Genomic DNA, 12734 nt, shown 5'->3' with positions numbered 1-12734 from the left:
GAGGTTTGATTTCATAGGTCCGCCAGTTCAGGTTTCGCCAGCCACTCACGGCCCTTGAGCATGGCTTTCCAATACAGCGGCGGAAGAATTCGCTCTTTAAGTAGCCAGGCGAGTCTCGAAGGCCGAGTACCGTCGATCAGCCAGGACGGGAAGCTGGGGGCAAGCTTGCCGCCGTAGGTAAATTCAGCGAGCACGACCTTGCCTCGTTCCACGGTCAGCGGGCAGGAACCGTAGCCGTCATAATGGGCGCTGCCCTTGGCCTTGCCCATGGCCGCCAGCACATTATGGGCGACCACGGGCGCCTGCTTGCGCGCCGCCGCTGCGGTTTTTGCGTTGCTGGTATTGGTTGCATCGCCCAGTGCGTGAATATTCGCCCAGGTTTTATGCCGCAAGCTGTCGGGATCGACATCGATCCAGCCCGCCCCATCGGCCAGAGGGCTTACGCGGATAAAATCCGGCGCAACCTGAGGGGGTACCACATGCAGCAGGTCGAAGTCGTGCGTCACCAGGTGAGTACTGCCATCGGCCTTGACGCACCTGAAGGTCGCCGTTTGTGCCGGTCCATCGACCGACGTCAGCGTACTGCCGAAATTCAGGTCGATCCCATAGGCACGGACATATTCCATCAGGGCCGGCACGTAGTCGGGGACGCCGAACAGGACGGCCCCGGCGCTGCAGAAGTCGATCTCGATATCGCCGAGTACGCCTTGGCGTTTCCAGTGGTCGGCGCACAGGTACATCGCTTTTTGAGGGGCCCCGGCGCATTTGATCGGCATGGGGGGCTGCGTGAAAATGGCCCGGCCACTGCGCAGTTGCTGCACCTGTTCCCAGGTGTAGGGGGCCAGGTGGTACAGATAGTTCGAGGTGACGCCGTTGCGCCCCAATGTCTGCGGCAAACCTTCAATGGCATGCCAATCCAGTTTCAGGCCCGGGCATACGATCAACTGCTCGTAGCGGACCACGCGGCACCCATCGAGAATGATGGCGTCGTTTTCAGGTTCGAAAGCCGCGACAGCCGCTTTGATCCAGTGCACGCCCCGGGGAATGGTCGCACCCATCGTGTGGGCGGTTTGTTGTGCCTCGAACACGCCACCGCCGACGAGGGTCCAGCCGGGCTGGTAATAATGCACATCCGCCGGATCGATGATGGCGATGTCCAGGCCTGGCTCGCGGGCCAACAGGCTCGAGGCTGTGGCGATGCCCGCCGCGCCGCCGCCGACAATCACCACTGAATGTCGGGCCTCGGCCACGCCAACAGGCGTACGTCCCTCGTTGGCAATTCTGCGAATGACGCCTTTCATGTCGAAACCGGCTTTCCTGGCGGCTTCGACAATCTGCGGCAAGGGCTGCTGGCCGGCCTGGGACAGTGCCCACATCGTCGTCGAGCGCATGCCGGAGCGGCAATACGCCAACACTGGCTTGGGCAAGGACTCGAGCAATTTGCCGAAGGCAACGCCCTGCTCATCGGTCACCTTGCCGGACTCTGCGGCAAGGTAGTGCGCCTCGATACCCATCGCTTGTGCCGCGCGCTGGATGTCGGCAAACAAAGGTTGATCGCTGCCTTCACCATCAGGACGGTTGCAGATGATGGCGCGAAAGCCGCTGGTTTTGATCTCACTCATTTGGTCGGGTTGAATCTGCCCCGAGATCGAGAGGCCGGACGCAAGGTGGTGGATGTCCATGAATGTCTCCGTGATGACGGTTTTTCTTATAGGGGGGCGGGTCTTCAGAGCCGATTGAGTGGGATTTTCAGGTAGCACGTGCCGTTCGATTCCGGCTCCGGGAAATGCCCGGCCCGCATGTTGACCTGGACCGATGGCAGGATGAGCGTCGGCATCTCCAGCGAGGCATCGCGCTGGGTGCGCATTGCCACGAATGCTTGTTCACTGATGCCGTTACGGACATGAACATTGTCGGCGCGTTGCTCGGCGACGGTGCTGGAAAATTGCACCTCGCGGCCACCGGGTTGGTAATCGTGACAGGTGTAGAGCAGGGTGTTGGCCGGCAGGCTCAAGACCTTGTTGATGGATCGGAACAAGGTATGCGCGTCGCCACCGGGGAAGTCACACCGTGCGGTGCCGTAGTCGGGCATGAACAAGGTGTCGCCCACGAACGCCGCTGTTTCCTCGCCGTCGCTGATGACGTACGTCATGCAGGCAGGGGTGTGGCCCGGTGTGTGGAGCGCACGGCATTGCAATGTGCCGAGCGTAAACGTCTCGTCATTGACGAACAGACGATCGAACTGACTGCCATCGCGGGACATCTCCCCACCGACGTTGAACAGCGAGCCAAAGACTTCTTGTACCGTCGCAATCTGGCTGCCGATCCCTATCTTGCCGCCGAGTTTTTCCTTCAGGTACGGCGCGGCGGTAAGGTGGTCGGCATGGACGTGGGTTTCAAGAATCCATTCGACCTTCGCCTCCAGCTCGATCACCCTGGCGATCAGCTTGTCGGCGGAGGTGGTTGTGGTACGGCCGGATTTGGGGTCGTAATCCAGGACGCTGTCGATCAAGGCGCACTGGCGGGTCGCTTCGTCCAGCACCAAGTAGCTGACGGTATGGGTCTCAGGATCGAAAAATCCTTCGACGTGCGGTTTTACGGTCATGAACGGTCTCCTTCGGGGGCTCTCATCGAACCGCTTGAAGAACAGACACAGCAATAATGCTGCCAGGTTGATGCCGGGTCGTTTTATAAGTCTAACCTTATGATTTTATTGGATTAATTTCATAAGCTCCGCCAGGGCTCGGGCCGATGTCCAGACAATTTAACTGCCATTGGCAGAGTTTGTTGGCATAGTGGCAGTGCCACCCTTGCTGGATGAATTCACTGGAGCCGCGATGACACACAGCCTGCCGCCCACCCAAGATCCGCTTCCACGTCCAGACCAGGTGCAGTCCCTGGTCTCGTTTCTGGAGCATGAGCCCCAGCCGATGATCGTCCTCGATCCGGATTACAACATCCTGGCGGCGAACACGGCTTACTTGCGTCAGTTCGGCAGCGCCGACAAACCGTTCATTGGCCATAAGTGTTATCGGATTTCCCACCACTACGATGTGCCTTGTGACCAGGCCGGCGAGAACTGCCCGATGAAAAAGGCCAGGGAGATGCGCAGTCCGGATCGGGTCTTGCACATCCACCACACACCGCGCGGGCCGGAACACGTCGATGTGGAACTGCGCCCGATCCTCAATGAACATGGCGCCATCACCGCTTATGTGGAACGGCTCACCTTGGTGCGTAGCGCCTCGGCCCGGCCCAGTAACGAAGGGCTGGTGGGCAGTTCACCGGCCTTTAATCAGGCGCTGTTGGAACTGCAGCGGGTAGCGCCCTCGATGTTACCGGTGCTGTTGCTGGGAGAGTCCGGTACCGGCAAGGAGCTGTTTGCCCGCGCCGTCCATGAAACCAGTGAGCGGGCAGCCGGGCCTTTTGTCGTGGTGGATTGCTCCGGCTTGACCGAAACCTTGTTCGAGAGCGAGCTGTTCGGCCACGAGAAGGGCGCATTTACCGGCGCCACCACGCGCAAGGTGGGCCTGGTGGAGACGGCCCAGGGCGGTACGCTGTTTCTCGATGAGATAGGCGACGTTCCCCTGGCCATGCAGGTGAAACTGTTGCGACTGATCGAGTCTGGAACCTATCGCCGTGTCGGCAGTGTAGAAACCCAGCACGCCGATTTCAGGCTGGTGGCCGCGACCCATAAGCCCCTGGAAAAGATGGTGGAGAAGGGCGAGTTCAGGCAGGACTTGTACTACCGCATCAGCGTTTTCCCTATCCATTTACCGCCTTTGCGTCATCGCCTTGAAGACATCGGCTTGCTGGTGGATTCATTCCTGCAACGTTCCGGGATCGGCAAGCGTCGGCTGACCATCGATCCCGAGGCGCTGATGCAATTGCAGCGGTTTGCCTGGCCGGGCAATATCCGCGAGCTGCGCAATGTCCTGGAAAGAGCTGCGCTGTTTGCCGACGACGGCGTCATTCACGCCTTGCATCTGCCCGCGCCCCCCTTGGCGTTGTCCGCCCCGGCCTTGACGCCTGCCAGCGATAGCAGGGACCTGGAACAACTGGTGGCCACTTTCAAAGGCACCCGCAGCGAACTGGCCAGGCACCTGGGCGTGAGTGAGCGCACGTTATACAGGCGGTTGAAAGAACAAGGCCTGGCCTGAACGTCATCACGCCTTCACTGCCAATGACTGCCAGCCCCTGGCAGTTTGGCAGGTTCTATTCTCGCCAAACCAGGCGATGAGCTTCAGCGACTATCGATAACCTGTTGTTTTATAAGCACAAAAAATAAATCCAGGCGTTGGCATGCGCCGTGCTAATGCATGCCCCATGACTATTTCCGATAAACGATTGCGTCGCCATCTGCTCACAGCAGTGCTGATCAAACTGGTCGTGCTGACAGTGCTGTGGTGGCTGTTCATCAAGGATTCGCGCGTCAGCGTCGACTCGAACACCATCAGTGACAGGTTCGGCGTACCCACCTCGGCTCAAGGGGCAAGCAAGTGATCTCAGAACAACTGGTGGATCTGTCACGGCTGCAATTCGCAGCCACAGCGCTGTACCACTTTCTATTTGTACCGCTCACCGTGGGGATGGTGTGGCTGCTGGTCATCATGGAAAGCGTCTATGTGATGACAGGCAATGTCATCTGGAAAGACATGACTCGCTTTTGGGGCAAATTGTTCGGTATCAACTTCGCCTTGGGCGTGACCACCGGCATCACCCTGGAGTTTCAGTTCGGAACCAACTGGGCGTACTACTCGCACTATGTCGGGGACATCTTCGGAGCCCCGCTGGCCATCGAGGGTCTGATGGCGTTCTTCCTTGAGTCGACCATGATCGGCTTGTTCTTCTTCGGTTGGGATCGCCTGAAGAAAGAACATCATTTGCTGGTCACGTTGTTGATGGCCATCGGTACCAACCTGTCGGCGCTGTGGATTCTGATCGCCAATGGCTGGATGCAGAACCCGGTGGGCTCGGAGTTCAGCTACATCACCATGCGCATGGAGATGGTGGATTTCTGGGCCGTGGTCTTCAACCCGGTGGCGCAGGCCAAGTTCGTCCACACGGTGTCTGCCGGTTATGTCACCGGTTCGATGTTTGTGTTGTCGATTTCCAGTTGGTACTTGCTCAAGGGGCGTGATGTCGAGTTCGCCAAGCGCAGCTTTCGGGTGGCGGCCGCCTTCGGCCTGGCCTCGGTGCTGAGCGTCATCGTACTGGGGGACGAGTCGGGTTATACGGTGGGCGAGGCGCAGCAAACCAAGCTGGCGGCCATGGAGGCCATGTGGGAAACCAAACCCGCACCGGCGGGCCTGACGCTGGTGGCCAGCATTAATGAAGCCGAGTCCAGGAATAACTGGGAATTCGATGTGCCGTGGGTGATGGGCTTGATCGGCACGCGCTCGGTCAGCAAGCAGATCCCAGGGATTCATGACATCAAGGCGAAAAACCGCGCGCGCATCCTGCGGGGCATTACCGCCGTCAAAGCGCTTGAAGCGTTGCGCGCCGATCGCACCGATAAGGCCGCGTTCGATACCTTCGAAGCGTACAAGGCCGATCTGGGCTTTGGCCTGCTGCTTAAAAAGTACGTCGAGGATGTCACCCAGGCCACGCCGGCCATCCTCGACAAGGCTGTGAACGATACCGTGCCGCGCGTGACCCCGATGTTCTGGGGGTTCCGGATCATGGTCGGCCTTGGCTTTGCCATGCTCGTGCTGTTCGGGCTGGCCTTCTGGAGCACCTTGAAGTCGAGTGGCACACATCATCGCGGGCTGCTGCGTTGGGCGCTCTGGATGCTGCCTGCGCCATGGGTTGCCTGCGAACTGGGCTGGTTCGTGGCCGAGTACGGCCGCCAACCCTGGACCATCTACGGTGTGTTGCCGACCCACATGAGCGTTTCCACCCTCGGCGTCGATAACTTGTATGGCTCTCTGGCTGGGTTCGTCGTTTTCTACACGGTGCTGCTGGCGGTGGAAATGTTCCTGATGGTCAAGTTCGCCCGCCAGGGGCCCGGCAGCCTCGGTACAGGTCGTTATGTCCACGACGCCAAGTTGAAGGAGCTTCACCATGCTTGATTACTTCACGCTCAAGATTATCTGGTGGGCGCTGGTCGGCGTCCTGCTCATAGGTTTCGCCATCATGGACGGCCACGACATGGGCGTCGGCACACTGCTGCCGTTTGTCGGTCGCAATGACATGGAACGCCGCGTCGTGATCAACACCGTGGGGCCGCATTGGGATGGCAATCAGGTCTGGTTCATTACGGCCGGCGGCGCCTTGTTCGCCGCATGGCCGGTGGTCTATGCCACGGCGTTCAGCGGGTTCTATTGGGCGATGATCCTGGTGCTCTGGGCGTTGTTCTTCCGCCCGGTGGGTTTCGACTACCGCAGCAAGATCCACAACCCGGTGTGGCGCAGTACCTGGGATTGGGGGCTTTTCGTGGGTGGGGCCGTGCCGCCGCTGGTGTTCGGCATCGCGTTTGGCAACTTGTTGCAGGGCGTACCGTTTCACTTCAACGACCTTCTGGTATCGACATATACGGGGAGTTTCTGGCAATTGCTGAATCCCTTTGCGCTACTGACGGGTGTGGTGAGCAGTGCAATGATTACCCTGCAAGGCGGCGCTTATCTGGCCCATCGCACTGAAGGTCTTATCCAGGCGAGGGCAATCAAAGGTGCTGTGGGCGCGGCGATCGTGCTGGTGTGCTCATTCATCATTGCCGGTATCTGGTTGCAATCCATAGACGGTTATCGCATCACGTCAGTCGTTGATACCGCCGGACTACCCGATATTCTCGACAAGTCCGTAGTGCGCGAAGCGGGCGCCTGGATGGCGAACTATGGTCATTATCCTTTGTTGTGGCTGTTGCCCGTACTGGGATTGGTTGGCGCAGCAGGTGCCGCCATGTTGCTGATGATGCGTCGTACACTTTCGGCGTTTGTTGCCTCATCGCTTGCGGTCATCGCCGTCATCAGCACGGCGGGTGTGTCGATGTTTCCGTTCATCATGCCGTCATCAACAGTGCCTGCGGCAAGCCTCACTGTGTGGGACAGCGTCTCCAGTCATTTAAGCCTGGCCATCATGTTCTGGGCTACGTTGATCTTCATGCCACTGATCGTGATTTACACCTCGTGGGCCTATCGCGTTATGCGGGGCAAGGTCACAGTCGCACAGATCAAAGCCAACGAACATTCAGCCTACTAGTACCGGCAAAGGAGTAATAAACATGTGGTATTTCGCCTGGATGCTGGGGGTCGGTTTTGCATTGCTACTGGCCATATTGAATGCGATGTGGGGCGAGAACGAAGCCGGTCGGGCCCTGAGCGACCGTGAGGAGCCGCGGCCATGATGCCGCGTGTCGCCGACGCCCCGGCACCCTCACGCCTTCACGCGCTGAGCTTGCTTATCGCGGTAGCGATCATGCTTGCGTGTACGCTCTATCCGCCCCTGATGGCCACCCCGGACGGTAAAGCTGATCATGGGCTGGCAATGGCCTTGTTCACTGCGATGAGCGTGGCCTTTGTCAGGGGCGTGGGCTTCGTGCCGCGCGCGCGCGTGTGGCGCTGGCTGTTCTCGGGCTGGACCTGCTTTGCCGCGCTGGCACTGGCTTGCTGGGTAAAGTTTATCAATTGAGGGCTGATGACATGACTGAACTCTTGAGTTCTCAATATAAAGGCAGTACCAGCACCTATCTCCAGTTAGGTGCTGAGGTAGGCGTCCGTAAACTTGTCGATCGCTTTTATGAGTTGATGGATACGCTACCTGATGCGCGAGTGGTGCGTCGAATGCATCCTCCGAGTCTCGCCGGCAGTGCTGACAGTCTATTTAAGTTTCTAAGCGGCTGGTTTGGCGGCCCGCCATTATTCCAACTGGAGCGCGGCCACCCGCGTCTGCGCATGCGACATGCCCCTTATGCAGTCAGTATTGTCGAACGCGACGAATGGATGTTGTGCATGCGTCAGGCAATTGATGAGCAGGTGAGTGACATCGCGCTAAATAGCAAGCTGCAACGTATGTTTTCCGAAATGGCGGATCATATGATTAATGCTGATGGGCGCAGTGCTGTGATTTTTTAAGGTGTTGTAGAAAATGATTTCTCCCAACTGGATTCTTTCAAAACATCATGATTAAAACTGCCCATGATCTTGTAGTTGACGCTAAAGCGCGTATCGAAGAAGTTGCAATTGAAGACATTGATCAGGCTATCCAGAATGCGGATGTACTGATTGATGTGCGTGAAGCTGACGAGTATGCCGCAGGCCATCTCCCAGGCGCTATGCACGTGTCGCGCGGCATGCTGGAATTTAAACTTTCCAACGACACCGCACTCAGTTTGCGCGAACTTAAAATCGTGCTGTACTGCAAAACGGGTGGTCGTGCTGCACTCGCTGCCGGATCGCTACGTGATATGGGCTACCTGTATGTAAAGTCAATCTCCGGAGGGTTCGACGCTTGGGCTAGTGCAGGGAAGCTGATAGTGGGGCCGCATTTACCCATCTTCGAGTAACACCTTGTGTCACATGGAATATCCAGTAATGTGCTATGCGGGAGAATGTAGGAACGCACGTTTGGTGCCAGGTTCTTTGGTGAACTGCTCTGGCTCTACGGGTATGGTCGTATGGCTTTTGCCCTCTTCCATCAAATCCATCTTTGGGCTCGGAAGAGGGCGAGACTGACTCGGTCAATTCTGAAGCTTTGATATGGTTTTGCTATTCAGGATCTTTTTCTACTATGCGGCGCAGGCTGAAGGCGCCGCGCAGCTCTCCAAGAGCAAAGTTTCGCGCTTGATCCTGCGGGTAACTTTGATCGATCACTGCAGCCAGCTCAGGCTTGATTTCCTTGCCATGGCATGCAAGACACGGTTCTCCAGTAGGGATGGCTTTCATCAGTCGGAATTCCCCACCCACCATTTCGGCGTGCTTCATTTCTGCCAGTGGCTCGCCCGCGGCAGCACGATCGGCGAACTGCTGTAGGACTTTGCGCTCCCAGGCATCAGGGGCATTGGCCGGATTGCGGACCTTCAAGGATGTACGACCAACTGTCCAGGGGGACTGGCTATGCTTGGCTGCGATCTCTGGGGCCAGCAACTGACAGAACTCTACAGCCTTGGTTGGGCCGCCACTTTGCATAACTGCCTTTATTGTGCCCAGTAGTTCCTGCTGGAACGGCGGGATCAACGCAGCCCCTTCAGCAGATAGATTTTGCAGATCCTCAGCCAAGGCGCCGAAACTCAGAGCGCCTAACAAAACAGCAGTGACAATACGCATGACAGTTCCTTTGGTCTTCACCTGAGCCTGGCCGGCGGGTTGACGTTGTTGCACTGAAGCCTGATGAAAAGCCCGGCGATGGCCGGACGGTGATCAAAAAACTCACCTGCCGACGCGGCAGGTGAGTAGGGCAGCCTTGGCGCTAGCGGCCAGCCTAGCGAGCTGGCGGGCTCATTTGCTGTTGTTGCATCATCTGCTCCATCATCATCTGTTGCATGCCCATGTACCTGTCCATCATGTACTGGTGCTGCTTCATCTGCTCAGGCGTCATCTGGGAATAGTGGCCGCCCATTTGTTTCCAGCCCATCATTGGGCCGTTCCCCCTCATGTGGCCGCCCATCATGCCTCCCCCGCAACACCCCATCATCCCATTCATCGTCTGCATGCTTTGCCGCATCGTGGCCTGGTGATCCTGCATGAGTTTCTGGCGTTGCGCCGGATCGCTGGTGTTCTGGATCTGGGTCATCTGTTCCTGCATTTTTTTCAGGTTTTCCTGGGCCGTCGCCATCTGCTGGTCGAATTGCTCAACGCTCATTGACGGCTGGGGCGCCTTGGCGGCGTCGGTATCTTGCTGGGCAAAGGCCAGCGTGGGGAAAAGCACCGCGGTCAGAGCGAGGGCGGCGAGTCTGGGTGCGTTCATGGTTCAGTTCCTTGCAGGCTGGTGGAGCGGGGAGTGGGGTCGTCACGGTTGACGATCGGACTCGGTTAAACGCAGTCGAAGCTGTTTTTCAATCTCGATGATGGCGAAGAGCGCAATGCCCACCGCGATAACCAGCAGTCCGTCCTTGAAGGGGACCGCTTGGGTCGCAAACACTGCTTGCAGCGGTGGCGCGTAAGTGATGGCGAGCTGGGCGGCTGTCACCACCGCGACGGTCGCCCACACAACCTTCGTACCTCGAACGCCCTTCCAGGTCAGCGACGTGCCGTAGAGATTGCGGATAAAGAACAGGTGGAAAATTTCCATCACGACCAAGGTGTTCACCGCCAGGGTGCGCGCCAGTTCGACGGAGTAGCCTCGGTCCAGGGCATAGGTAAAAATGCCGTAGACACCGCACAGGAACAGAATGGAAACGAGCACCATATGCCAGACCAGTGCGCCGCTGATCAGCGGCTCCTTTCGTGAGCGCGGTGGCCTGCGCATGGTGTTGTCTTCGGTCGGCTCGAACGCCAGCGCGACACCCAGCGTGACAGCGGTAATCAGGTTGATCCACAGGATCTGTATCGCCGTGACCGGCAACGTAAAGCCAAACAGCAGCGCGACAATCAGGGTCATTGTCTCGCCCGCGTTGGTGGGTAACGTCCAGCTCAGCACTTTCTTGATGTTGTCATAGACCGTCCGTCCTTCACGCACAGCGGCCACGATGGAGGCGAAGTTGTCGTCCGCCAGTACCAGGTCCGCGGCTTCCTTGGCGGCCTCGCTGCCTTTGCCGCCCATGGCGATGCCGGCGTCTGCGCGCTTGAGCGCTGGCGCATCGTTGACGCCGTCGCCGGTCATGGCCACGGTCATGCCGTTGAGTTGCAGCAACGTCACCAGCCGAAGCTTATGTTCGGGGCTGGTACGCGCGAAGATGTTCACTTGTTCGAGCGATTCCCTGAGGGTTGCATCGTTCATGGCGTCCAGGTCGCTGCCGGTCAGTACCTTGCCGGGGTTGTGCAGGCCGATCTGATTACCGATGGCGCAGGCGGTGCCGGCGTGGTCGCCTGTGATCATTTTCACGGCAATGCCGGCCGCATGGCATTGCTTGATCGCCTGGATCGTTTCCGGGCGGGGCGGGTCGATCATCCCGACCAGGCCCAGCAAGGTCAGTGTCCCTTGCACATCGGCAAATTCCAGGATGGCGTGTTCGGGTGGGACGGACCTGACGGCGAGCGCCAATACGCGTTGGCCCTTGCGGGCGATGGCATTGGCCTGCGCGTGCCAATAGTCGGCATCAAGCGGGGCCGTTGCCCCAGTGCCGCTGCGTTGGCACGTGCACATGGTCAAGATCTGCTCCGGCGCGCCTTTGACATAGATCGCGGCTTGGCGCTCATGGTTGTGATGCAGCGTCGCCATGAAGCGGTGTTTGGCGTCGAACGGAATGGCGTCGGTGCGGGCCCAGGTGCCGCGTTCCTCTTCGCCGTTGATGCCGGCTTTGGCGCAGAACACCAGCAATGCACCCTCCATGGGGTCCCCTTCGACCTTCCAGGCGTCTTCGTGCTGTCTCAAGCTTGCGTCATTGCAAAGGCTGGTCGCGCGCCCCAGTTCGGCCAGCACCGGGTGATGAGAGGTATCGATCAACTGATCGGCAAGGTTCATGTTGCCCGAGGGCTGGTAGCCGACACCGTCTACCGTGAAGGTCAGGTCACTGGTGACGACGGACGCTACCATCATCTCGTTGCGGGTGAGGGTGCCGGTCTTGTCCGTACAAATGACCGATACCGAGCCTAGCGTTTCGATGGCCGGCAGGCGCCGAACGATAGCGTTGCGACGCGCCATCGCCCGCACGCCCACCGCCAGGGTAATGGTGAGTACGGCGGGGAGCCCCTCGGGTATGGCAGCGACCGACATGCCCACCACGACCATGAATATCTCGGTGAAGACGTAATGCCCGACAAAGTGGCCATAAGCGAGTAGCAGGCCGGCGATCAGCAAAATCAGTAGCGTCAGCCAGCGCGCGAAGATATTCATTTGCTGTATGAGGGGCGTCGTCAGGGACTCCACTTGCGCCAGCAGGTTGCTGATGTGCCCGATTTCAGTCGAGGTTGCGGTGGCGACAACGACCCCAGAGGCTTGGCCGCAGGTCACCAGGGTGCCACTGAAGGCCATGCAGGCACGATCACCCAGGGCCGCTTCGATGGGCACCGGTTCGGTATTTTTTTCAGCGGGTGCGGATTCTCCGGTCAGGATGGCTTCCTGGACCTGGAACCGGTTGGCATGCAGCAGGCGCAAATCGGCGGGGACTTTGTCGCCGGCCTCCAGCAAGACGATGTCGCCGGGTACCAGTTCTTCACCTGCAATGCCCAGGCGTTCGCCGGCACGTATCACCGTTGCCCGGGGCGCCAGCATGTTGCGGATAGCGTCCATGGCCTGTTCGGCCTTGCCTTCCTGGACATAGCCAATGACCGCATTGGCCACCACGACAGCGAGAATGACCACCGTGTCCCACAGGTGTTGCAGCGTTGCGGTGATTGCAGCGGAGCCTAAAAGCACATAAATCAGGATGTTGTGAAATTGCAGCACAAATCGCCGCCACGCCGGCCGCCGGGCTGACGCTGACAGCCGATTGAAACCCGTACGCTCAAGCCGGGCCCGGACTTCGGCGATGTCCAGCCCGGCTTGCTCATCGACACCCAGGTGTTTGAGCACCTGTTCGGCGGGCAACGTGTACCAAGCCAGGCCCTGCGAGGGCGTTTTCGGGGGCGCCGCTGGTATGTTGCTCGGTCGGTTCATCAGCCGCATTCCTGTGGGCACGGGGCGGTTGTTCTGCAGGC

General features: G+C 58.9%; 13 protein-coding genes. 8 read left to right on the top strand and 5 right to left on the bottom strand.

Features of this window, described 5'->3' with window-relative positions:
* Positions 1-11: 11 nt before the first annotated feature.
* Both AC09SL_RS07235 and AC09SL_RS07230 read right to left on the bottom strand, forming a co-directional pair.
* Positions 12-1682 (bottom strand): bifunctional protein tyrosine phosphatase family protein/NAD(P)/FAD-dependent oxidoreductase, encoded by a 1671-nt coding sequence (locus tag AC09SL_RS07235; protein WP_058543481.1) that lies wholly within the window; start codon positions 1680-1682, stop codon positions 12-14.
* 44 nt (positions 1683-1726) lie between these two features.
* Positions 1727-2605: an MBL fold metallo-hydrolase gene (locus AC09SL_RS07230; protein WP_058543480.1), complete on the bottom strand. Its 879-nt coding sequence runs from the start codon at positions 2603-2605 to the stop codon at positions 1727-1729.
* 232 nt (positions 2606-2837) lie between these two features.
* Here AC09SL_RS07230 and AC09SL_RS07225 point away from each other — a divergent pair, with 232 nt between their 5' ends.
* The 8 genes from AC09SL_RS07225 to AC09SL_RS07190 all read left to right on the top strand — a co-directional run bounded on the left by AC09SL_RS07225 (position 2838) and on the right by AC09SL_RS07190 (position 8503).
* Positions 2838-4160 carry a sigma-54 interaction domain-containing protein gene (locus AC09SL_RS07225; protein WP_058543479.1) on the top strand — a complete coding sequence of 441 codons (1323 nt, stop codon included), beginning with the start codon at positions 2838-2840 and terminating at the stop codon, positions 4158-4160.
* Between the two features lie 166 nt (positions 4161-4326).
* Complete coding sequence (gene cydP / locus AC09SL_RS07220; protein WP_014338536.1) at positions 4327-4503, top strand: cytochrome oxidase putative small subunit CydP; 177 nt, start codon at positions 4327-4329, stop codon at positions 4501-4503.
* The gene (locus AC09SL_RS07215) at positions 4500-6071 is read left to right on the top strand and encodes a cytochrome ubiquinol oxidase subunit I (RefSeq protein WP_058543478.1); all 1572 of its coding nucleotides are present in this window, start codon (positions 4500-4502) and stop codon (positions 6069-6071) included. Before cydP ends, AC09SL_RS07215 begins: the two co-directional genes overlap by 4 nt.
* Positions 6064-7200, top strand: coding sequence for a cytochrome d ubiquinol oxidase subunit II (gene cydB / locus AC09SL_RS07210; protein ID WP_058543477.1), 1137 nt, complete (start codon positions 6064-6066; stop codon positions 7198-7200). The genes AC09SL_RS07215 and cydB overlap by 8 nt, the downstream gene beginning before the upstream one ends.
* A 22-nt stretch (positions 7201-7222) precedes the next feature.
* Positions 7223-7345 carry a cytochrome bd-I oxidase subunit CydX gene (gene cydX, locus AC09SL_RS07205; RefSeq protein ID WP_017847575.1) on the top strand — a complete coding sequence of 41 codons (123 nt, stop codon included), beginning with the start codon at positions 7223-7225 and terminating at the stop codon, positions 7343-7345.
* Entirely contained in the window at positions 7342-7629 is a 288-nt protein-coding gene (locus AC09SL_RS07200; RefSeq protein WP_058543476.1) for a cyd operon YbgE family protein, read from the top strand. Before cydX ends, AC09SL_RS07200 begins: the two co-directional genes overlap by 4 nt.
* A gap of 11 nt (positions 7630-7640) precedes the next feature.
* Entirely contained in the window at positions 7641-8072 is a 432-nt protein-coding gene (locus tag AC09SL_RS07195; protein ID WP_058543475.1) for a group II truncated hemoglobin, read from the top strand.
* 50 nt (positions 8073-8122) lie between these two features.
* Positions 8123-8503: a rhodanese-like domain-containing protein gene (locus AC09SL_RS07190; RefSeq protein WP_058543494.1), complete on the top strand. Its 381-nt coding sequence runs from the start codon at positions 8123-8125 to the stop codon at positions 8501-8503.
* A 202-nt stretch (positions 8504-8705) separates the two neighbouring features.
* Here AC09SL_RS07190 and AC09SL_RS07185 read toward each other — a convergent pair whose 3' ends face one another.
* The 3 genes from AC09SL_RS07185 to AC09SL_RS07175 all read right to left on the bottom strand — a co-directional run bounded on the left by AC09SL_RS07185 (position 8706) and on the right by AC09SL_RS07175 (position 12693).
* Entirely contained in the window at positions 8706-9263 is a 558-nt protein-coding gene (locus AC09SL_RS07185; protein ID WP_058543474.1) for a Tll0287-like domain-containing protein, read from the bottom strand.
* Positions 9264-9417: 154 nt separating this feature from the next.
* Positions 9418-9903, bottom strand: a complete 486-nt coding sequence (locus tag AC09SL_RS07180; protein WP_058543473.1) for a hypothetical protein — start codon at positions 9901-9903, stop codon at positions 9418-9420.
* 42 nt (positions 9904-9945) lie between these two features.
* Entirely contained in the window at positions 9946-12693 is a 2748-nt protein-coding gene (locus AC09SL_RS07175) for a cation-transporting P-type ATPase (protein ID WP_058543472.1), read from the bottom strand.
* Positions 12694-12734: the final 41 nt, after the last annotated feature.

The organism is Pseudomonas sp. PF05, assembly GCF_056521845.1.
The sequence above is the reverse complement of the archived record's forward strand: the minus strand, read 5'-3'. Positions and strand labels throughout refer to the sequence as shown.